This is a genomic window from Micromonospora sp. NPDC049049 (assembly GCF_040649115.1).
Classification (GTDB): domain Bacteria; phylum Actinomycetota; class Actinomycetes; order Mycobacteriales; family Micromonosporaceae; genus Micromonospora.
The window spans coordinates 26,543-47,279 of the sequence record NZ_JBEZEX010000042.1; the positions used below are offsets into that span (position 1 = coordinate 26,543).

17 protein-coding genes are annotated in these 20,737 nt (G+C 70.6%); 13 read left to right on the plus strand and 4 right to left on the minus strand.

Features of this window, described 5'->3' with window-relative positions:
* Positions 1-51: 51 nt before the first annotated feature.
* Together AB0B68_RS29180 and AB0B68_RS29185 are read right to left on the minus strand one after the other, a co-directional pair.
* The gene (locus tag AB0B68_RS29180) at positions 52-1,977 is read right to left on the minus strand and encodes a HAMP domain-containing sensor histidine kinase (RefSeq protein ID WP_357200218.1); all 1,926 of its coding nucleotides are present in this window, start codon (positions 1,975-1,977) and stop codon (positions 52-54) included.
* A complete protein-coding gene (locus tag AB0B68_RS29185) occupies positions 1,967-2,662 on the minus strand; it encodes a response regulator transcription factor (RefSeq protein WP_357264108.1) in 696 nt (231 codons plus the stop codon). Before AB0B68_RS29185 ends, AB0B68_RS29180 begins: the two co-directional genes overlap by 11 nt.
* A gap of 113 nt (positions 2,663-2,775) precedes the next feature.
* On the opposite strand from AB0B68_RS29185, the gene AB0B68_RS29190 reads away from it, so the two are divergent.
* The 4 genes from AB0B68_RS29190 to AB0B68_RS29205 are packed head-to-tail and all read left to right on the plus strand — an operon-like array spanning position 2,776 to position 6,407.
* Entirely contained in the window at positions 2,776-3,390 is a 615-nt protein-coding gene (locus AB0B68_RS29190) for a hypothetical protein (RefSeq protein ID WP_357200223.1), read from the plus strand.
* Positions 3,377-4,510, plus strand: coding sequence for an efflux RND transporter periplasmic adaptor subunit (locus AB0B68_RS29195; RefSeq protein WP_357200226.1), 1,134 nt, complete (start codon positions 3,377-3,379; stop codon positions 4,508-4,510). Before AB0B68_RS29190 ends, AB0B68_RS29195 begins: the two co-directional genes overlap by 14 nt.
* Positions 4,510-5,199 carry an ABC transporter ATP-binding protein gene (locus AB0B68_RS29200; RefSeq protein ID WP_357200260.1) on the plus strand — a complete coding sequence of 230 codons (690 nt, stop codon included), beginning with the start codon at positions 4,510-4,512 and terminating at the stop codon, positions 5,197-5,199. Before AB0B68_RS29195 ends, AB0B68_RS29200 begins: the two co-directional genes overlap by 1 nt.
* Entirely contained in the window at positions 5,196-6,407 is a 1,212-nt protein-coding gene (locus AB0B68_RS29205) for an ABC transporter permease (protein WP_357200229.1), read from the plus strand. Before AB0B68_RS29200 ends, AB0B68_RS29205 begins: the two co-directional genes overlap by 4 nt.
* Before the next feature lie 86 nt (positions 6,408-6,493).
* Here AB0B68_RS29205 and AB0B68_RS29210 read toward each other — a convergent pair whose 3' ends face one another.
* Positions 6,494-7,366 (minus strand): YhjD/YihY/BrkB family envelope integrity protein, encoded by an 873-nt coding sequence (locus AB0B68_RS29210; protein WP_357200233.1) that lies wholly within the window; start codon positions 7,364-7,366, stop codon positions 6,494-6,496.
* 51 nt (positions 7,367-7,417) lie between these two features.
* On the opposite strand from AB0B68_RS29210, the gene AB0B68_RS29215 reads away from it, so the two are divergent.
* From AB0B68_RS29215 to ispG, 7 genes are all read left to right on the plus strand, one after another.
* Positions 7,418-7,969 (plus strand): GNAT family N-acetyltransferase, encoded by a 552-nt coding sequence (locus tag AB0B68_RS29215; RefSeq protein WP_355005213.1) that lies wholly within the window; start codon positions 7,418-7,420, stop codon positions 7,967-7,969.
* Positions 7,970-8,419: 450 nt separating this feature from the next.
* Positions 8,420-12,391: a CARDB domain-containing protein gene (locus tag AB0B68_RS29220; RefSeq protein ID WP_357200238.1), complete on the plus strand. Its 3,972-nt coding sequence runs from the start codon at positions 8,420-8,422 to the stop codon at positions 12,389-12,391.
* Positions 12,392-12,564: 173 nt separating this feature from the next.
* A complete protein-coding gene (locus tag AB0B68_RS29225) occupies positions 12,565-13,014 on the plus strand; it encodes a hypothetical protein (protein WP_357264112.1) in 450 nt (149 codons plus the stop codon).
* Between the two features lie 142 nt (positions 13,015-13,156).
* Positions 13,157-13,786, plus strand: a complete 630-nt coding sequence (locus AB0B68_RS29230; RefSeq protein ID WP_357264115.1) for a Uma2 family endonuclease — start codon at positions 13,157-13,159, stop codon at positions 13,784-13,786.
* Positions 13,787-13,835: 49 nt separating this feature from the next.
* Entirely contained in the window at positions 13,836-15,047 is a 1,212-nt protein-coding gene (dxr, locus tag AB0B68_RS29235; protein ID WP_357200247.1) for a 1-deoxy-D-xylulose-5-phosphate reductoisomerase, read from the plus strand.
* The gene (locus AB0B68_RS29240; RefSeq protein WP_357264118.1) at positions 15,047-16,297 is read left to right on the plus strand and encodes a site-2 protease family protein; all 1,251 of its coding nucleotides are present in this window, start codon (positions 15,047-15,049) and stop codon (positions 16,295-16,297) included. Before dxr ends, AB0B68_RS29240 begins: the two co-directional genes overlap by 1 nt.
* Before the next feature lie 9 nt (positions 16,298-16,306).
* On the plus strand, positions 16,307-17,479 hold the full coding sequence (ispG, locus tag AB0B68_RS29245) for a flavodoxin-dependent (E)-4-hydroxy-3-methylbut-2-enyl-diphosphate synthase (protein WP_112588507.1): 1,173 nt from the start codon (positions 16,307-16,309) through the stop codon (positions 17,477-17,479).
* A gap of 114 nt (positions 17,480-17,593) precedes the next feature.
* On the opposite strand, the gene AB0B68_RS29250 is transcribed toward ispG, so the two are convergent.
* The gene (locus tag AB0B68_RS29250; RefSeq protein ID WP_357200254.1) at positions 17,594-18,187 is read right to left on the minus strand and encodes a PadR family transcriptional regulator; all 594 of its coding nucleotides are present in this window, start codon (positions 18,185-18,187) and stop codon (positions 17,594-17,596) included.
* A gap of 112 nt (positions 18,188-18,299) precedes the next feature.
* On the opposite strand from AB0B68_RS29250, the gene AB0B68_RS29255 reads away from it, so the two are divergent.
* Positions 18,300-19,553, plus strand: a complete 1,254-nt coding sequence (locus tag AB0B68_RS29255; protein WP_357264121.1) for an MFS transporter — start codon at positions 18,300-18,302, stop codon at positions 19,551-19,553.
* Between the two features lie 5 nt (positions 19,554-19,558).
* The gene (locus AB0B68_RS29260) at positions 19,559-20,398 is read left to right on the plus strand and encodes a DUF4081 domain-containing GNAT family N-acetyltransferase (protein WP_238662330.1); all 840 of its coding nucleotides are present in this window, start codon (positions 19,559-19,561) and stop codon (positions 20,396-20,398) included.
* Positions 20,399-20,737: the final 339 nt, after the last annotated feature.

Genomic DNA, 20,737 nt, shown 5'->3' on the forward strand with positions numbered 1-20,737 from the left:
CCCTTCCACCCTCTTGCCTACCCCCACCCCGCCGTCCCGTTGATCATGAAGTTATTGCCGCGACACGCCGCGCCGAGTGGCAACAACTTCATGATCAACCAGGCCGGCCGAGTGGGGGAGGTGGAGGGTGAAGGTGGAGCCTTGGGTGGGGGTGCTGGTGGCGCGCACTGTGCCGCCGTGGGCCTCGGTGAGCTTGCGCACGATGGCGAGACCCAGGCCGCTGCCTCCGGTCTGCCGGCTCCGGGACTTCTCGGCCCGCCAGAAGCGGTCGAAGACCCGGGGCAGGTCCTCGGCGCTGATACCGCTGCCGGTGTCGGTCACCGAGATGATGACCTCGGCGTCGGTCGCGCTGGCGCTGATCGTCACGTGCCCGCCCGACGGGGTGTGCCGTACCGCGTTGGCCACCAGGTTGCCGACTGCCTGGCGGAGTCGGACCGGGTCGGCGTCCACCTGCGGGTCGGCCTCGGTGCGTACCGTGATGGTGACGCCGACCCGGTCGGCCTGGGCCCGGTGCGCCTCCGCCACCTGGGCGAGCAGGTCGCTGAGGTAGACCTGTTCACGGTGCAGCCGCAACGCGCCCGCGTCGGCCTCGGCCAGGTCCTGCAGGTCGGTGATCACATGTTGGAGCAGTGTCGCCTCCTCCAGCAGTGAGGAGAGCAGCCGGCGGTCGGGGGCCGCGACGCCGTCCTCGACCGCTTCGAGCCAACCCCGGATGTTGCTCACCGGCGTCCGCATCTCGTGGGCGATGTCGCTGACCATGGCCCGGCGTAGCTGCTCCAGCCGTTCCCGCCGTTCGGCCATGTCGTTGAAGGCCTCGGCCAGCCGGGCGATCTCGTCGCGGCCGGTCACCCGGACCCGGGCGGCGCCGTCGCCGTCGCGCATCCGTTGGGCGGCCCCGGTCAGCGCGTGCAGCGGACGCGTCAGCCGGATGCCGGCGAGGACGGTGAAGCCGATCGTCACCAGCAGGACGAGTCCGGCGACCGCGACGATGCGGGTCTGGTTGGCGGGGGAGAGGTCGAAGGTGGTCGAGGGGCGACCGCCCGGGTCGGTGACGAAGAGGGTCGCGGCCGGGGCGACGTACGGGAGGAGTTGTTCGCGTCGACTGGTGCCGACGCAGGCGCTGACCGCCCGGTTGTGCTCCTGGTCGACGCCGACCGCGCTGCGGGAGTCGGGTGCGCTGGCCGCCGGCTGCCTCGTCCAGGTCCAGTTCAGGTCCACCTGCACGGCGGGCAGGCGCCGCCGCGCCAGGCAGGTGTTCACCAGGGCGTTGAGCTGGGCGAGCGCCTTACCCTCGGTGGCCGTACGGGTCGCGAGTTCTTCCCTCAACTGAGCGCAGGCGGCACTGTCGGCGAGGTCGGTGCCGGGGGTGTCGAGGCGAGGGCGGCCGGTGGGTCCGTCCACGACGGTGGCGTCGATCTGCGCCCGCAGCCGCAGACACTGGGCCGCCCGGGCCGCCTTGTCGCGCAGCGCGGCGCGCTCCTCGGGCGGGAGCAGGTACGGCCCGGTGGTGCGCGGGTCGATGCGGCCGGTGCCGCCGTCACCGCTGCCCCTCGGCAGGGTGGTGCCGCCGTCACCGCCGCCCGCCAGTGTGGTGCCGGGTGTCAGGGCGGTGTCTACGGCGAGCGCGTCGACGGTCGCGGACGACGTCGTCGGCAAGGGGCCCGCGCCGGGGGCCGAGTCCGCGATCAGGGCACCGGTCTCGGTGGTCAGGGCGATCCGCCGGCCGACGTCCTGGGCGAGAGGCCGAAGGGCCGCGTCGACTCCGTCCCAGGTCGGGTGGGTCGCCGCGTACGCGAGCACCGTGTCATAGATGCGGGCGTCGTCGGCGAGCGCCTGCCCCTGCTCCTGCCGGATCGCTCCGGTGGTGGTGCGGACGGCCAGCCACGCGGTCGCCGCGATCGAGCCGATGGCGATGAGGACGGCCAGCGCCAGCAGTCGGAGCAGCAGGCTGCGGCGCAGCGGGACCTCACCCGACACGGGGTGGCTCTTCGACGAGCTTGTATCCGATGCCGTACACGGTCACCAACCGGGCCGGCTTGCGCGGGTTCGGCTCGATCTTCCGGCGGAGGTTCATCACGTGCACGTCGACGGTCCGGTTGGTGATGTACCTGTCGAACCCGTGCAGGTAGCCCAGGAGCTGATCCCGGGTGAACGCCCGCGAGGGCTGGGCGGCCATCGCCTGGAGCAGCTGGAACTCACCGGGTGTGCAGTCGACGAGGCGTCCGTCGCTGCGTACCTCGTGGCGCACGGGGTCGACGTGCACGGCGCCGACCCGCAGCACCGGGTCCGCCGGCGTCCGTTGGCCCCGCCGCAGCAGGCTGCGGGTCCGGGCGACCAGTTCGCGGGGGCTGTACGGCTTCGTCATGTAGTCGTCGGCGCCCAGGTCGAGGCCGAGCAGCAGGTCGTCCTCGGTCGACCTCGCGGTCAGCATGAGCACCGGCAGGTCGGACTCCCGGCGCAGGATGCGACACACGTCCAGGCCGTCGACCTTCGGCATCATCACGTCGAGGACGAGCAGCGCCGGGGGCCGTTGACGGATCTGCTCCAGGGCGGCCCGCCCGTCGGCCATCACAGTCACCTCGTGCCCCTCGCGTTCCAGATACCGGCGCGCCAACTCCGCCTGCTTCTGGTCGTCCTCGGCTACCAGCACGTACGCACACACGGCAGCGACTGTACGTGGCCCGGACCGGTTCCAGCAGGGCCGCTGAGCTGGGGCTATCGGATGACGACCGCTTCCTTACAGGTCTCTGACACCCGGGCGTGAAGCTGCACGCCATGACCAACTCAACCCATCGGGTCGCGGCCGGGTTCGCCGCGGTCGTCGTGCTCGCCGTCGCCCTCACCGGCTGCGGCGGCGGTGCGTCCAGCGCCCAGAAGGACACCGCCAGCGGCGACGTCGCGTCGCTCGTCACCCCGTCCGCCCCGGCGAGCGCCACCGCGGCCGGTGGTGCCACCAACGGTCGGCCGCAGCTACGCCTGGACATGACCGACGAGGAGGAGGAGCGGCTCTGGGGGACGTACAACATCTGCCTGCACGACAACGGCGTGAAGCTGAACGACGGCCGGTCACAACCCGGCCCGGTGGGGGACGGCACGGGCCTGTCGCTGGACCAGAGCGGGGAGCCGAAGGCGGCGTACGTGGCGTGCGCGAACAAGCTGCCGCTCCAGCCGCCGGAGCTGGACCCGGAGAAGAACCCGAACTACGTGAGTCAGTGGAACGACTACGTCCAGTGCCTGCGCGGGCGCGGGCTGAAGATCCACTCACTGCCGGACGGCTCCGGCTGGACCTACGACGACGGCGTCGCCGACCCGACCAACGGACTTGAGGGTCCCGCGATGGACAAGGTCGAGAGGGAATGCACGATGGAGATCTTCGGTGCCAAGAAGTAACCCGACCGACGATCCTGGCCGGCGGACGACCCGGCGTACCGCGATCGTGGTGGCGGCGGTGACCCTGGTGGTCGCCGTCGGTGCCGGCGTCGGTGCGCTGGCTCTGCGGCGCCACCCCGGCGGTGATGTCGCGAGCGCACCGCCGCCGGTCACCACGACGACAGTGACCCGGGCCGACCTGTCGGACAGCCGCTCGCTCAACGGCACGCTCGGCTTCGGCCCGGAGCGGTTGGTGAAGGGTGCCGGGGAGGGCGTTGTCACCCGGCTGCCGAAGGTGGGCGACACGGTGGCCCGGGGTAAGCCGCTCTACTGGGTCAACGACAGACCGGTGCCGGTGCTGTTCGGCGGGACGCCGCTCTTTCGCACGCTCGACAAGCCGGGCCTGGTGGGCAGCGACGTACGGATCGTGTCGGACAACCTGAAGGCGCTGGGCTACCACACCGGCTCGCAGCCGTTCCGGGCCACCGACGGCACGAAGATCGGCTCGGGTCAGGCCCTGCTCACCACGAGCCTCGTCGGCGCGATCAAGAAGTGGCAGCAGGCCCTCGGCCTGGACCCGACCGGGACGATCGGGGTCGGGCAGGTCGCGGTGCTGACCGGGCCGGCCCGAATCAGCGCGGTGAAGGCGCTGCCCGGTGACCCGGTCGCCGGTGAGCTGCTGGCCGTCACCGAGAAGGTCAAGCTGGTCACTGTGCCGGTCGGGGCCACCGACGTCGGCGCCATCACGGTGGGCGCCGCCGTGGTCGTCGCCCTGCCGGACAGCTCCGAGATCCCGGCAAAGGTCGCCTCGATCTCGCAGACGGTGCGCGGCGGCGGGTCGGACGGCGGCACCGGGCAGGGGAGCCCGCCCACCGTGGACGTCCTCGTCGCACCGACCCGGGCGGCGGACGTGGCCAAGCTGGACGCGGCCACGGTCCAGGTCCGCTTCACCACCGCCGTCCACAAGGGCGTACTCGCGGTGCCGGTCGGCGCGCTGGTGGCGCTCCGCGAGGGTGGGCATGCGCTGCAACTGCCCGACGGTGCGCTGGTGGCAGTGGAGACCGGGATGTTCGCCCGGGGCCTGGTCGAGGTCAGCGGCACCGGTGTGACCGAGGGCCTCGACGTGGTGACGGCATCGTGATCGCCGAAGCGGTGCTGAACGTCGAGGGAGTCAGCAGGACGTACCCCGGCGGGGTGACCGCACTGGATGACGTCTCACTGACCGTGCGTGCTGGCGAGATGCTCGCCATCGTCGGGCCGTCCGGGTCCGGCAAGTCCACGCTGCTGAACATCATGGGCACCCTCGACCTGCCGACCAGCGGTCGGGTACGCGTCGCCGGGCAGGAGGTCACCGCGCTGTCCGACCGTCGGCTCTCCGCGCTGCGGGGCCGCTGGCTCGGTTTCGTCTTCCAGCAGTTCCACCTCACCGACGGGTTGGATGCCGCCGAGAACGTCGCCACCGGCCTGCTCTACGCCGGGGTGCCCCGTCGTCGCCGTCGCCGCACCGCGATCGAGGCGTTGGCCCGGGTCGGCCTGGCGCACCGGGTGAACCACCTGCCGCAGCAGCTCTCCGGCGGGGAGCGGCAGCGGGTGGCGATAGCCCGGGCGCTCGTCAACGAGCCGGCGCTGGTGCTGGCCGACGAGCCGACCGGCGCCCTCGACACGGCGAACGGGGAGGCGGTTCTTGCCCTGCTCACCGACCTCAACGCGGAGGGCACCACCATCGCCGTGATCACCCACGACCGCGATCTCGCCGCCCGTACGCCTCGCCAGGTGGAGATCCGCGACGGCCGGATCGTCGCCGACACCGTCACCGGGAGCGGGGCGTGAGCGCGTCCCCGGGTGGCACCCGGTCGACCCGGCTCGCCCCGACCGACGTACTCCGGCTCGGTCTGCTCGGCCTGACCACCCGCCGGATGCGGGCGGTCCTCTCCGCCCTGGGCATCTCCATCGGCATCGCCACGCTGGTCGTCGTGGTGGGGATCCCCGCGTCCAGCCAGCGCGACCTGATGGAGCAGCTCTCCGCCCTCGGCACCAACCTGCTGCGGGCCGAACCCGTGCCCGATCAGAACCCGCCCGTCCTCCTGCCCGAGGACGCCGCCGCCATGGCGTCGCGGATCGGGCCGGTCCACGCGGCGAGCGCGGTCGCGAACACCCACACCGCCGTGCGCCGCAACGACCTGCTGGACCGGTACGACACGTCCGGGCTCACCGTGCTCGCGTCCCGGCCGGACCTGTTGGGGACCGTCAACGGCCGGGTCCGCAGCGGCCGGCCCCTCGACGACGCGTCGGCCCGGCTTCCGACCGCCGTCCTCGGCTACGTCGCGGCGAGCCGGCTCGGCTTCGCCACTGTGGACCCCCGGCAACCGCCCCAGGTGTTCATCGGCGAGCGCTGGTTCACGGTGATCGGCATCCTGGACCCGTTGCCGCTCTCCCCGGATCTCGACCGTTCGGTGCTGGTCGGGTGGGACGCCGCCAGGGCCATGCTCGGCTTCGACGGTCACCCCACCGTCGTCTACCTGCGGGCCAGGGAGGACGCGTTGGAGGACGTCCGTGCCGTGCTGCCGGCCACCCTCAACCCGCAGTTGCCCGGGCTGGTCCAGGTCAGCCGCCCCTCCGACGCGCTCGCCGCTAAACGGGCCACCGAGGACAGCTTCTCCGCGCTGTTCCTCGGGCTGGCGGCGGTGGCCCTGCTGGTCGGCGGCATCGGCGTGGCCAACACGATGGTCATCTCGGTGCTGGAACGCCGTCGGGAGATCGGCCTGCGCCGGGCGCTCGGCGCGAACCGCGGCCAGATCCGGGTGCAGTTCCTCACCGAGTCGGTGCTGCTCAGCGTGCTCGGCGGTGCCGCCGGGGCCGCCCTGGGGGTGCTCGCCACGGTCGGCTACGCCAGCTACCAGGGCTGGCCGCCCACCATCCCACTGCCCGCTGTGCTCGGCGGAGTGACCGCCGCCCTCCTGGTAGGCGTGGTGGCCGGCGTCTACCCGTCAATCCGGGCCGCCCGCCAAACCCCCACCGAAGCCCTATCAACCCCCTGACGACCGGCCCCCGCTGCGGTGACCTCCTTGGTTGATCATGAAGTTATTGCCACTCGGCGCGGCGTGTCGTGGCAATAACTTCATGATCAACGGGGCGGCGGGCCGGGGGAGTGGGTGGGGGTGGGGGTGGGGGTCCGGCGGGTGGTGCGCCAGTTTGAGAGGGCCAGGGTGGCGGAGTAGCCGGCCAGGACGATCACGTGGAACAGGTAGAGCCAGAGGAGGACGGCCACGCCGGCGCCGATGTCGTCGAAGCCGCCGAAGGGCACTCCCAGGTCCAGCGGGAGCGAGGCGAAGAGCACGAAGCCGTGCAGGAATCCGGAGAGGTTCGCCGCGGTGAACGACCCGACCCCGAGGGTGGAGAGCCAGTCCGGTGAGGCCGGCCCGACGACCCGGAACACCCACACCAGCACCGGCGTCAGCACCAGCCAGACCGCCAGGAACGACAGCACCACGCCGAGCACGCCGAGCCAACCGCCCTGGCGTACGAGGCGGGTGGTGAGCGGGAGCGCCAGCAGGATCGACAGCAGCAGCGCGGGGGCCGGCGCGAGCAGTGGCAGCAGCAGGAGTCGGCCCCGCCAGCCGACCAGGTGCTCGTCGGAGCGGGGCGCGGCCACCGAGACGAACGCCCGACGCAGGCCCTCGCCGTACAGCGAGGCGGGCAGCAGGGAGGCCAGCGCCAGCAGCGGAGTCAACCCCACCCCGGCGTCGACCAGCGCCTCCACCGCCCGGGGCGCGCCGATCGCGGTGGGCAGGGCCTCCACGGCGTACGAGGTGAGCCGGCGTACCCGGTCGGCCCCGGCCACCAGCGCGGTGAGCCAGATCGCCAGCAGGGCGACCGGCACCACGGCGATAGCCCCGTAGAAGGTGATCGCGGCGGCGTGCAGCGACAGGTCCCGTCCGCGCACCGGACGGAACGCCGCACTGGTGATCCGTTTCGTGCGCTGCCATCCGTTGCCCATCGGGTCCTCCTTCCCTGTCGTCGCGGCTGTCACTCCTTAAGATCGCCGGTCATGACTGTTCTCACCACCGAACGCCTGATCTTGCGCGATTGGACCGCCGATCCGGCCGATCTGGCCCGGATCTACGACATCTACTCCCGCCCGGAGATCAGCCGTTGGTTGGGAGTCGCGCCGGGCCTGCCGCTGACCGACCCGGCGCAGGCCGTCGAGCGGCTGCGGATCTGGCAGGAGCGGCACGCCGCCGACGGCGGCCGGTACGGCACCTGGGCGATCGAGGTACGCGAGACGGGCCAGGTGGTGGGCACGGTGCTGCTCAAGCCGTTGCCGGGGCGCGACGAGTCGCGCCGGAGCGACGACATCGAGGTGGGTTGGCATCTGCACCCGGACGCGTGGGGCCACGGCTTCGCCACCGAGGCGGCCCGCGCGGCGGTCGACCGGGAGTTCGCCGCCGGCACCCGGGAGATCTACGCGGTCGTGGCGCCGGGCAACGAGCCATCGATGGCTGTCGCTCGGAGGCTGGGCATGACCCATGTCGGTCAGCGCACCGACTGGTACGGCGGGGAGCTGCTGGAGACGTTCGTGCTGACCGCACCAGATGCCTGATCGTTCCCGCACGGCCTGACGCAAGATCCGCGCAACTTCGGGGAAGGTGCTGCCTCCAGTCGTCGGGAGGCAGCACCTTCCCCGAAATTGTCTGCCGGTCGGGCCATGGGTCGACGTCCAGGGCAGACAAGTCCGTCAATAGTCACGGTGGTCGAAGTGTTGACGCTCCCGTAGCACGTCAGTAACCTTTGGGCCAAAGTAATGCAAGATTTCGACAAACGCATGCACGGTTCTGTGCATGTGCTCGGAAGATTCAACGGGCCTCCTGGGGAGGCCCGTTGATGGTCGTACCCCTCTGGTGTTTCCACGGCGGTCGGCGCCCCCGCGCCGCCCGCACCCCCCGTCTCTCTCGACACCGGCCCTCTCGCGTCGGCCGGCGCTGCACCGCCGCACCCCCCACCCCCGTGGTCCAGCCACCGCGGCAACCGTCCCCCGACGACAAGGACAGTGATGAGACGAACGAACCTGTTCAGGATGGTGGCGGCCACGGCCGCCGCCGCGCTGATCGCGACGGCCGGGGCGACCGCCCTCGCGAACCCGGCCGCCGCCGCCCGCCCCACCGAGGCGGCCGCAGCAGCACCGAGCGCTTTCGCCCCGGCGGCCACCAACCTCGCCCAGGGCCGTCCCACCCAGGAGAGCGGCCACGCCGACGTCTACGACTCGTCGAAGGTCGTCGACGGCAACGCGGGCAGCTACTGGGAGAGCGTCAACAACGCGTTCCCCCAGTGGGTGCAGGTCGACCTCGGCTCGTCGCAGAGCGTCAACCAGGTAGTTCTGAAGCTGCCGACCTCCGGTTGGGGGACCCGGACGCAAACGCTGAGCGTCCGGGGCAGCACCAACGGTTCGTCCTTCACCGATCTGGTCGGGTCGCAGACATACACCTTCGACCCGGCGAGCGGCAGCACCGCCACGATCAACTTCAGCTCGACCTCCACCCGCTACGTCCGGATCACCATCACCGCCAACAGCGGCTGGCCGGCCGGGCAGCTCTCCGAGCTGGAGGTGTACGGCAGCGGCGGCACCACCCCGGACACCACAGCGCCGAGCGTTCCCGGCAACCTCTCGTACACCCAGTCGGGCACCACCATCAGCCTCAACTGGGTCGCGTCGACCGACAACGCGGGCGGCAGCGGCATCGCCGGCTACGACGTCTACCGCAACGGCGCGTTCCTCCAGTCCGTCGGCAACGTGACCACCTTCAACGACACCCAGCCGGCCACGGCGACAGTCTCGTACTTCGTCCGAGCCCGCGACGCGGCCGGCAACCTGTCCGGCAACAGCAACACGGTGACCCGTACCGGCAGTGGTGACACCACCGCGCCGAGCGTCCCGGGGACGCTGTCGCAGAGCACGTCGGGCAGCACGATCACGCTCACCTGGGGGGCCTCCACCGACTCCGGTGGCAGCGGGCTCGCCGGCTACAACGTCTACCGGGGCGGCAGCCTGATCGCCACGTTGGGCACCGTCCTCACCTATCAGGACACCCAGCCGGCGACGGCGACAATCTCCTACTACGTTCGGGCCCGCGACGGAGCCGGCAACCTCTCCGGCAACAGCAACACCGTCACCCGGACCGGCAGCAACCCGCCGGCCTGCACCAACGTGGCGCAGGGCAAGAGCATGACGGCGAGCGGCTCCACCTTCAGCTTCACCCCGGACAAGGCGAACGACGGGCAGCTCTCCACCTACTGGGAGGGCGCGGCGAGCTACCCGCAGAACCTGACAGTGGCGCTCGGCGCGAACCACTCCATCTCCGGTGTCACCGTGAAGCTCAACCCGGATTCGTCCTGGGGCACCCGTACCCAGACCATCCAGGTCCTCGGCCGCGACCAGGCCTCGTCCTCGTACACCAGCCTGGTGTCGGCGGCGGCCTACCAGTTCGCCCAGGGCAGCAACGTGGTGACCATCCCGGTCAGCGCGACCACAGCGGACGTGCAGTTGCGGTTCACCGGCAACACCGGTGCCCCGTCCGGCCAGGTCGCCGAGCTTGAGGTGTGCGGCACCCCGGCGCCCAACCCGGACCTGGTCGTCAGCTCGGTGACCTGGTCGCCCTCGTCGCCCAGCGAGGTCTCCCCGGTCACTCTCTCGGCCGTGGTGCAGAACATCGGCTCGGCGTCCGCCGGTGCGACGACAGTGAACTTCAGCCTGGCCGGCGCGGTCGTCGGCAGCGCCTCGGTGGGCGCGCTCGCCGCGGGCGCCTCGACCACTGTGTCGTTCAACGCCGGTACCCGGCCGATGGGCAGCTACGCCGTCTCGGCGGTGGTCGACCCGGCGAACACGATCGTCGAGCAGAACAACGGCAACAACAGCTTCACGGCGGCGTCGCCGCTGGTGGTGGCGCAGGCACCGGGCCCGGACCTTCAGGTGCTCAGCATCGCCTCGAACCCGCCGAACCCGGCCGTCGGGGCGTCCGTCACCTTCACCGTGACGGTTCGCAACCGGGGCACCACCGCGACCGGCGCGACCACCGTCACCCGACTGGTGGCGGGCAGCACCACGCTCAACACCAACACCGCCTCGATCGCCGCCGGCGCGACGGTCACCGTGGCCGTCAGCGGCACCTGGACCGCCACCAGCGGCGGCGCCACCCTCACCGCCACCGCCGACGCCACGAACGTGGTCGCCGAGACCAACGAGACCAACAACGCGTTCAGCCAGTCGATAGTGGTCGGGCGCGGGGCAGCCGTCCCGTACGTCTCCTACGAGGCGGAGGCCGGTCGTTACCAGGGCACGCTGCTGGAGACCGACGCCCTGCGGACGTTCGGGCACACCAACTTCGCCAGCGAGTCATCGGGGCGCAAGTCGGTACGGCTCACCAGCACCGGCCAGTTCGTCGAGTTCACCTCTGCCAACCAGGCCAACTCCATCGTGGTGCGCAACTCCATCCCGGACGCGCCCGGTGGCGGCGGCATCGAGGCGACCATCAGCCTCTACGTCAACGACGTCTTCTCCCGGAAGTTGACGCTGTCGTCGAAGCACAGCTGGCTCTACGGCAACACCGACGGGCCGGAGGCGCTGACCAACACCCCGCAGGCCGACGCCCGGCGGCTCTTCGACGAGTCGAACGCGCTGCTGGCGCAGTCGTACCCGGCCGGCACCCGGTTCAAGTTGCAGCGCGACTCGGGTGACACCGCCTCCTTCTACGTCATCGACATGATCGACCTTGAGCAGGTGGCGGGGCCGGCGAGCCAGCCGGCGGGCTGCACCTCGATCACCTCGTACGGCGCGGTTCCGAACGACGGAATTGACGACACCGCAGCCATTCAGCGGGCGGTGACCGACGACCAGAACGGTGTCATCAGCTGCGTCTGGATCCCGGCCGGGCAGTGGCGGCAGGAACAGAAGATCCTGACCGACGACCCGCTGAACCGGGGCATGCACAACCAGGTCGGCATCAGCAACGTCACGATCCGGGGCGCCGGCATGTGGCACTCGCAGCTCTACACGCTGACCGAGCCGCAGAACGTGGTGGGCGGCATCAACCACCCGCACGAGGGCAACTTCGGCTTCGACATCGACAAGAACACCCAGATCTCCGACATCGCCATCTTCGGCTCGGGCCGGATCCGCGGCGGTGACGGCAACGCCGAGGGTGGCGTCGGCCTGAACGGTCGCTTCGGCGCCGGCACGAAGATCAGCAACGTCTGGATCGAGCACGCCAACGTGGGCGTCTGGGTGGGTCGCGACTACGACAACATCCCCGACCTGTGGGGGCCGGCCGACGGGCTGGACTTCAGCGGCATGCGGATCCGCAACACGTACGCCGACGGCATCAACTTCAGCAACGGCACGCGCAACTCGCGGGTGTTCAACTCGTCGTTCCGCACCACGGGCGACGACGCGCTCGCCGTCTGGGCCAACCCGTACGTCAAGGACCGCACCGTCGACATCGCCCACGACAACCACTTCGTCAACAACACCATCCAGCTGCCCTGGCGGGCGAACGGCATCGCCATCTACGGCGGCTACGACAACTCGATCCAGAACAACCTGATCTACGACACCGCCAACTACCCGGGCATCATGCTGGCGACCGACCACGACCCGCTGCCGTTCTCCGGCACGACGCTGATCGCCAACAACGGGCTCTACCGCACCGGCGGCGCGTTCTGGAACGAGGACCAGGAGTTCGGTGCCATCACGATCTTCCCGGCCACCAGGGACATCGTCGGAGTCACCATCCGGGACACCGACATCATCGACTCGACGTTCGACGGCATCCAGTTCAAGAACGGTGGCGGCAACATCCCGAACGTCGCCATCACCAACGTACGGATCGACAAGTCCAACAACGGTGCCGGCATCCTCGCGATGAGCGGCGCGCGTGGCAACGCCAACCTGACGAACGTGACAATCACCAACTCGGCCGACGGCAACATCGTCATCCAGCCGGGCTCGCAGTTCGTCATCACCGGCGGCTAGGTCGCCGCTTGATCAACACGGTTTCAGTGAAGTCGGGGTGTCCGCGGACTGCGGATGCCCCGACTTCCATGAAGCCGGGTCGATCGCTTCGTCATGTTCTCGGCGGTGAGCCGGCCCGTGCGATGATCAAGGCCGGCTCGCTGGCGGGAGGCTGACGAATCAGGATGGGTGTCGTGACGACCGGGCTCTGCCTCGCCGTACCCGCTCTGCTCGTGCTCTGGTTGTGGGGCCGACCCCTGCTCACCGGCCGCTGGAAGACTCCGGGCTGGTTCGCCGCGACGGCCGGGCTCTCGGTCGTCGCCACCGCTGTCACCTGGTTCGTCGGCGCGTTCTCGGGTTCCTCCATGAGCTCGGAGGAGTCCTGCCGACAGGCCGGCGTCACCTACGACAGTGCCTACCGCGCCGCGCACTGGCGTGAGTCGTCGCGATGGTTCCCGCTCCACGACCGATGCAACGCCACCTACGACCTGGTGCCCGCCTGGGTCAACCCGGCACTGGTGCTGCTGTCCCTGCTGGCCGTCCTCTGCGTCGGCGCAGCGGTCTGGCTGGCCGTCGTGCGACAGCGGACCACGACGGGTCGGGCGCCGGCCCGCAGATCTTGGACACTTTCCGTTCGTCCATGACGGAAACTGTCCAAGATCTGCACGCGCCTCGCTGCGGTGCAGTCATTTCGGGCTGACGGACCCTGTGTGCGATGACGCGCTTCTGGGGCTGCGGTGGCTAGGCTGACCTGAGCAAAATGTCCCGCTGAGGGGGTGAGCCCGGATGGCCCAGGCAGCGTTCGCGCCGGAGCCGGCGCCGCAGCATGCCGAGCCGTCGTTCGACGTGCTGCGGTGGCACGACGAACCCTGGACTGCGCAGCTCGCCCTCGACCTGTTGCCGGAGACCAACGGCCCCAAGGTTGAGGTCCTGAGCGGAAGCGTGATCGTGACACCACACGCGGGAATCGATCATCAGTCGGTCGAGCGGGAATTGCCCTACGTGCTGCACCGTGCTGCGCGGAAGGCCGGATTCTGGGTATATCCGGAGATCAACGTCATCTCCGGGGATGACCTCTTCATCCCGGACATCGCTGTGCTGCGGAAATCAGGTGGTGGCCGCACGACGGTCCCCATCGCCGAGGCGGTGTTGTTGGGGGAAATCGTCTCGCCGGGTAACCGGCGTAAGGACGTGATCGACCGACCCCGCGAGTACGCCGCCGTCGGGGTGCCGTTCTTTCTCCGGGTGGACCTGCGTAACCGGGTGCCGACCATTGCCCTGTTCGAGCTGTCCGACGGGGAGTACCGGCCATTGGCCGCCGCTGCGGCGGGGAGCACCTTCGCGATGCGGGAGCCGTTCGAGTTCTCCATCGATCCGGCCGAGCTGCTGGACGAGGAGGAGCTGGCGGAGGGGTAGGGCTGAGGCTCCCAGCGGGCGTGCAGCGGCGGTGGGGAAGAATGGCCGGGTGACTACCCCCCGCGACCTTGTTCTGCTCGGGTCCACCGGCTCGATCGGCACCCAGGCCATCGACATCGTCCGGCGCAACCCGGACCGGTTCCGGGTGGTCGCCGTGGGTGCCGGCGGCGGCAACGTCGAGCTGCTCGCCACGCAGGCCCTCGAACTGGGCGTCGAGGCGGTCGGGGTGGCGAAGGCGTCCGCCGCGCAGGATCTGCAACTCGCGTTCTACGCGGAGGCGAGCCGGCGTGGGTGGGCCACCGGTGATTTCAAGCTTCCCAAGATCGTGGCCGGGCCGGACGCCATGACCGAGCTGGCCCAGTGGCAGTGCGACATCGTGCTCAACGGGGTGGTCGGCTCGCTGGGCCTCGCTCCTACGCTGGCCGCGCTGCGCGGTGGTCGTACCCTCGCGCTTGCCAACAAGGAGTCGCTCGTGGCCGGCGGCCCGCTGGTCAAGGCCGCGGTGACGCGGCCGGGGCAGATCGTGCCGGTCGACTCGGAGCACTCGGCGCTGGCCCAGTGCCTGCGCTCCGGGACGCGGGGTGAGGTGCGGCGGCTGATCGTCACGGCCAGCGGCGGCCCGTTCCGGGGTCGGCGGCGTGACGAGTTGACGCAGGTCACACCCGAGCAGGCCCTCGCGCACCCGACCTGGAACATGGGGCCGGTCGTCACGATCAACTCGGCCACCATGGTCAACAAGGCCCTTGAGGTGATCGAGGCGCACGAGCTGTTCGACGTGCCCTACGCCGACATCACCGTGATGGTGCACCCGCAGTCGGTGATCCACTCGATGGTCGAGTTCGTCGACGGGTCGACGATCGCCCAGGCGAGCCCACCGGACATGCGGCTGCCGATCGCCCTGGGCATGGGCTGGCCCGACCGGGTCCCCGAGGCGGCCACCGCCGTCGACTGGACGGCCGCGCACACCTGGGAGTTCGCGCCGCTCGACGACGACGCTTTCCCGGCCGTCGCCCTGGCCAAGGCCGCCGGGGAGGCCGGGCGCTGCCGGCCGGCGATCTACAACGCGGCGAACGAGGAGTGCGTGGCCGCGTTCGTGGCGGGCCGGCTGCCGTTCCTCGGCATCGTCGACACCCTCGAACGGGTGTTGGAGGAGGCTCCGGACTTCGACGAACCAGGTACCGTCGAGGACGTGCTCGCGGCCGAGTCGTGGGCGCGCGCGCATGCGCAGGAGATCATCGCGGGTTCGGTGGAAGGAGCTTGATGTCGTACCTGCTCGGGGTGGTCCTCTTCGCCCTGGCCATTCTCATCTCGGTGAGCCTGCACGAGGCGGGTCACCTGCTGACCGCCAAGGCGTTCGGGATGAAGGTCACCAAGTATTTCGTCGGTTTCGGGCCCACCATCTGGTCGTTCCGGCGAGGTGAGACGGAGTACGGCCTCAAGGGCATCCCCCTCGGCGGCTTCTGCAAGATCGTCGGGATGACGCCGCAGGACGACGACGTCGAGCCGGGCGACGAGTCCCGGGTGATGTGGCGCTACCCGGTCTGGAAGCGGACCATCGTGATGGCCGCCGGGTCGATCACCCACTTCGCGCTCGCCCTGGTCACCATCTGGATCCTGGCCGTCTCCGCCGGCCTGCCCAACCCCGACTTCCCGACCACCGACGCGCAGGCCCGCCAGGAGCCCGCCGTCATCCAGCTCAGCCAGTGCGTGGTCCCGGAGAACGCGGTGCGCGCCTGCACCTCGGCCGACGCGGCCAGCCCCGCCGCCCAGGCGCAGTTGAAGAACGGCGACCGGATCACCTCGATCAACGGCACCCCGGTCAACTCCTACGGCGACCTGCTCACCACGCTGCGCGGGCTCAAGCCGGGCGACACCGCGCAGATCGCGTACGTCCGCGACGGGCAGCCGGCCACCACCAGCACCGTGCTCGCGCAGACCCAGCGTCCGCCGCTGGACAACCCGACCGGTGCCGCCGCCCCGGTGGCCGCCCTCGGCGTCGGGCTCGTCCCCAGCACGCCCACCCGCGTGACGTACAGCCCGGTCGGGGCCTTCGGCGCCACCGCCGACTTCACCGGCGACCTGGCCGTCGGCACCGCCCAGGCGCTCCAGCGCCTCCCGCAGAAGGTCCCCGCCCTGTGGACCGCCCTCACCGGCGGCGAGCGCGACATCGACACCCCGATCAGCGTGGTCGGCGCCAGCCGACTCGGCGGCGAGGCGGTCGAGAACAACGCCTGGCTGGTCTTCTTCATGCTCTTCGTGTCGCTGAACTTCTTCATCGGCGTGTTCAACCTGCTGCCGCTGCTCCCGGTGGACGGCGGCCACATCGCCATCGCCTGGTTCGAACGGGCCCGATCCTGGGTGTACGCGAAGATCGGCCGGACCGACCCCGGCCGGGTGGACTACCTCAAACTGATGCCCTTCACGTACGCGGTGATCCTGATCGGTGGCGCGTTCACGCTGCTGACCATCGCCGCGGACGTCGTCAACCCCATCACGCTCTTCTCAAGGTGAGTGCCTGAAGTGACAGCTATCAGTCTCGGTATGCCCGCCGTGCCGCCCCCGCCGCTCGCTCCCCGTCGGGCCAGCCGCCAGATCATGGTCGGTTCGGTTCCGGTCGGCGGCGGTGCGCCGGTGTCCGTGCAGTCGATGACCACGACCCTCACCTCCGACATCAACGCGACCCTCCAGCAGATCGCCGAGCTGACCGCGTCCGGCTGCCAGATCGTCAGGGTGGCCGTGCCGTCCCAGGACGACGTCGAGGCGCTGCCGGCGATCGCCAAGAAGTCGCAGATCCCGGTGATCGCCGACATCCACTTCCAGCCCAAGTACGTCTTCGCGGCGATCGACGCCGGCTGCGCGGCTGTCCGGGTCAACCCCGGCAACATCCGGCAGTTCGACGACAAGGTCAAGGAGATCGCCCGTGCCGCGGGGGCGGCGGGGGTGCCGATCCGGATCGGCGTCAACGCCGGCTCGCTGGACAAGCGGCTGCTGAGCAAGTACGGCAAGGCGACCGCCGAGGCGCTCGTCGAGTCGGCGCTGTGGGAGTGCTCGCTGTTCGAGGAGCACGGTTTCCGGGACATCAAGATCTCGGTCAAGCACAACGACCCGGTCGTGATGATCCGGGCGTACCGGCAGCTCGCCGAGCAGTGCGACTACCCGCTGCACCTCGGCGTCACCGAGGCCGGGCCGGCGTTCCAGGGCACCATCAAGTCGGCGGTCGCCTTCGGAGCGCTGCTGGCCGAGGGGATCGGCGACACGATCCGGGTGTCGCTGTCCGCCCCGCCGGTGGAGGAGATCAAGGTCGGCAACCAGATCCTGGAGTCCCTCGGTCTGCGCGAGCGGGGCCTGGAGATCGTCTCGTGCCCGTCCTGCGGGCGGGCCCAGGTGGACGTCTACAAGCTCGCCGAGGAGGTCACCGCCGGCCTGGAAGGGCTGCCGGTGCCGCTGCGGGTCGCCGTCATGGGCTGCGTGGTCAACGGTCCGGGTGAGGCCCGGGAAGCCGACCTCGGCGTCGCCTCCGGCAACGGCAAGGGCCAGATCTTCGTCAAGGGGCAGGTCGTCAAGACGGTGCCCGAGGCCCAGATCGTCGAGACCCTCATCGAAGAGGCGCTGCGGATCGCCGACGAGATGGGCGCCGAGCTTCCCGAGGAGCTGCGAGGGCTGGTCACCGGCCCGACCGTCACCGTGCACTGATTTTCCATGTGGAAACAGCGGCCGTTCCCCGTGCGGGGAACGGCCGCTGTGCGTTTGTGCTGATCGTGCGCTTGTGCGCTGTGGTGTGGCCTGGCGCTGTGGTGCGGCCTGGCGTCACTCGGATTCGGCGAGGATCGCGTACAGCTTGCGCCGGGTCTCGTCGAGCACCTGGGCGGCCCGCTCACGCTGGTCGTCGGTGCCGTTCATCATCACCTGGCGCAGAGCGTTCATCGCCTGTGTGCCGGAGTCGCGGATGTCGTGCCAGCTGCTCACCGTGCCCTGGGCGACGTCCGCCCACGGCGGGGTCTGGGCGGCTTCGGTCGCCTCTGCCTGACCGGCCTCGGTGACGGTGAACCGCTTCCGCCCACCACCGGACTCCTCGGTGCTGGCGACGATCACGCCCTCGTCCTCCAGGAGCTGGAGGGTGGGGTAGATCGAGCCGGGGCTTGGCCGCCACGCACCGCCGGTGCGGGAGTCGATCTCCTGGATCATCTCGTAGCCGTGCATTGGCCGCTCGGTGAGCAGGGCCAACACGGAGGCTCGGACGTTGGGTCGTCGGCCCCGACCCCGACCACGGCCCCGGCCGCCCCAGGGGCCGCCGTGTCCGTGCTCGTGGCCATGACCGTGCGGACCGGGCGGGACCGGCGGGAAGCCGAACCCCCGCATCCGGGCCTCGTGCATCGGGTGGTGCTGTCGGTGGAACCTCATTGGGCTCTTCCTTCCCTAGGACTATCGCTGATGCATCAACGATATATCGGCAATGCATCGTAGACAACCCCCGTCTAGCAAACCGTACGTACGTCTTGTTAGGGTGCCGGTCATGCGCCTGCTTCCCCCGCCGGGTCCGGCCCGGGTCCTCACCCTCGGCACTCTGGTCAAGACCGTGGGGCGGGGCCTCTGGCTCGTCGCCAGCGCGCTCTTCCTCACCCGGTCGGTCGGCCTGTCGGCCACACAGGTCGGCATCGGGCTGACCATCTCGGCCCTGGTCGGTGTGTTGGCCAGCGCCCCGAGCGGCTACCTGGCCGACCGCGTCGGCCCACGCGGCGTGCAGGTCGGCGCGCTGTTCGTCGCCGGCACCCTGACCGTCGGCCTGGTCGCCGTCCGGTCGTTCCCCACGTTCGTGCTGGTGGGAGCCGCCACCGCGCTTGCCGACGCGGTCGAGCGAGGTGCCCGCGGCGCGTTGATCGCCGGAGCGATCCCGGCCGACCAGCGGGTCCGCACCCGCGCCTACCTGCGAGCCACCACCAACGTCGGGATCTCCGTCGGCGCCGTCCTCGGCGGCTTCGCCATCGCCGCCGACACCCGGACCGGGTACGTCGCGCTGATCCTGGCCTCGGCGGCGACATCCCTGGCGGCAGCGGTGGTCTTCCTTCAACTACCCGCCGTCGCCCCGGTCGCCGCCCCGACGCACGGCCCTCGGCTGGTCGCCCTGCGGGACCGCCCGTTCCTCGCCTTCACCCTGGTCGACGGGCTGATGTCGATGCACTTCAGCCTGCTCACCATCGCCCTGCCGCTGTGGATCGCCGGCCACACCCGGGCCCCGGCCTGGATGATCTCCGCGTTGACACTGGTCAACACCGTGGTGGTGGTGCTCCTTCAGGTACGCGCCGCGGGCACCGCCGCCACAGTGCCCGGAGCCGCCCGCGCCGCTCGTCGAGCGGGCGTGGCCATCGCCCTGGCCTGCGTACTCTTCGCCGCCAGCGGCGCGCTGCCCACCGCCGGGGCGGTGGGCCTGCTCGGCCTCGGGGCGCTCGCGCACGTCACCGGGGAACTGTGGCACTCCGCCGCCGGCTGGGGGATCTCCTTCGGGCTGGCGCCGGCGGACGCCCAGGGGCAGTACCAGGGGGCGTACGGCATGGGCTACGAACTGGGCAAGATGCTCGCACCGGTAGTGGTGACCACCCTGGCCCTCGGCTGGGGCGTACCCGGCTGGCTCGTACTCGGTGCCCTGTTTCTCCTGCTCGGAGCCCTGGTGCCCCCGGTCGTCCGGTGGGCCGGGCGGACCCGGCCTCGGGTAACCGGTGCCGGCCTTGTCACTCGACCGGCGAAGCGGGGGGCTGATCTGGCAGGCTGATAGCCGTGCTGACGGTGCCGGTACGCCAACTGGGGGAATCGGAGCGCCGCGCGGTCGAGCGACTGCTCGACCATGACCCGTTCGCGGGCGCGCAGGTCGCCGAGCGCATCGCCGCGCGCGGACTCTCGTGGTGGCGGGCCGAGGGCAGAATCCTGGGGTACGGAGCCCGCCGCAACCTCGAATCACTCTGCTGGCTCGGCGGCAACCTCACGCCGGTGCTGGCCAGCGACGCCGCGGTGGCTGCCTTCGCCGACCTGCTCGCGGGCGAGGAGCGGCTCTGCTCCTCCATCGTCGGCCGGGCCGATGCCGTCCTCGGGCTGTGGGACCGCCTCTCCGACACGTGGGGGCCAGCGCGAGACGTTCGCCCAAATCAGCCACTGCTGGTCACCGACACGCTGCCACCCGTACCGGCCGATCCGGAGGTACGCCAGGTTCGCTCCGGCGAGGTCGACCGGCTCTTCCCGGCGGCGGTAGCCATGTACACCGAAGAGGTTGGTGTCTCCCCGCTGGCCGAGGACGGCGGACGCAGCTACCGCCGACGGGTCAACGACCTGGTCCGGACCGGTCGCGCGTACGCCCGCGTCGTGGACGGCAAGGTCGTGTTCAAGGCCGAGTTGGCAGTGGTCACGAAACGGACGGCGCAGATCCAGGGCGTCTGGGTGGCACCGGAGTGGCGAGGCCGGGGGATCGCCACCGCCGCCATGGCAGCCGTGGTCCGTGACGCGCTGCTGCGGGTCGCCCCCACCGTCAGCCTGTACGTGAACGACTTCAACCTCCCGGCCCGCCGCGTCTACGAGCGCTGTGGCTTCCAGCCGATCGGCACCCTGGCCACCGTCCTCTTCTGACCGCTGCGGGTGAGCGTGGTGATGCATCCCCGCAGATCTTGGACACTTTCCGTTCTCGCCTAACGGAAAGTGTCCAAGATCTGCTGAGAGCCACCGAGCAGACGGCGCCAACCGATTCCGACGGCGCGACTGTGCGGCCACCGCCGTGCGCCTACCGGACGGACACGCACATGCCGCTGGCCGGCACCCCGGGTTGCGGGTGCCGGCCAGCGGCCGATTTCCTGGTGCTGTTCTGTGGTGGTGCGGGTCAGCTGTTCCAGTGCTGGCCGACCAGGTCGGTGGCCTGCTGCTCCCACTGGGCGTAGGCGTCCGGGTAGGCCGACACCTGCACCGTCTGCG

Coding starts and splice junctions, on each gene's coding strand:
- AB0B68_RS29190 (WP_357200223.1), top strand. CDS start 2,776: ATGACCAACTCAACCCATCGGGTCGCGGCCGGGTTCGCCGCGGTCGTC.
- AB0B68_RS29215 (WP_355005213.1), top strand. CDS start 7,418: ATGACTGTTCTCACCACCGAACGCCTGATCTTGCGCGATTGGACCGCC.
- AB0B68_RS29250 (WP_357200254.1), bottom strand. CDS start 18,187: ATGAGGTTCCACCGACAGCACCACCCGATGCACGAGGCCCGGATGCGG.
- AB0B68_RS29240 (WP_357264118.1), top strand. CDS start 15,047: ATGTCGTACCTGCTCGGGGTGGTCCTCTTCGCCCTGGCCATTCTCATC.
- AB0B68_RS29220 (WP_357200238.1), top strand. CDS start 8,420: ATGAGACGAACGAACCTGTTCAGGATGGTGGCGGCCACGGCCGCCGCC.
- AB0B68_RS29210 (WP_357200233.1), bottom strand. CDS start 7,366: ATGGGCAACGGATGGCAGCGCACGAAACGGATCACCAGTGCGGCGTTC.
- AB0B68_RS29255 (WP_357264121.1), top strand. CDS start 18,300: ATGCGCCTGCTTCCCCCGCCGGGTCCGGCCCGGGTCCTCACCCTCGGC.
- AB0B68_RS29230 (WP_357264115.1), top strand. CDS start 13,157: ATGGCCCAGGCAGCGTTCGCGCCGGAGCCGGCGCCGCAGCATGCCGAG.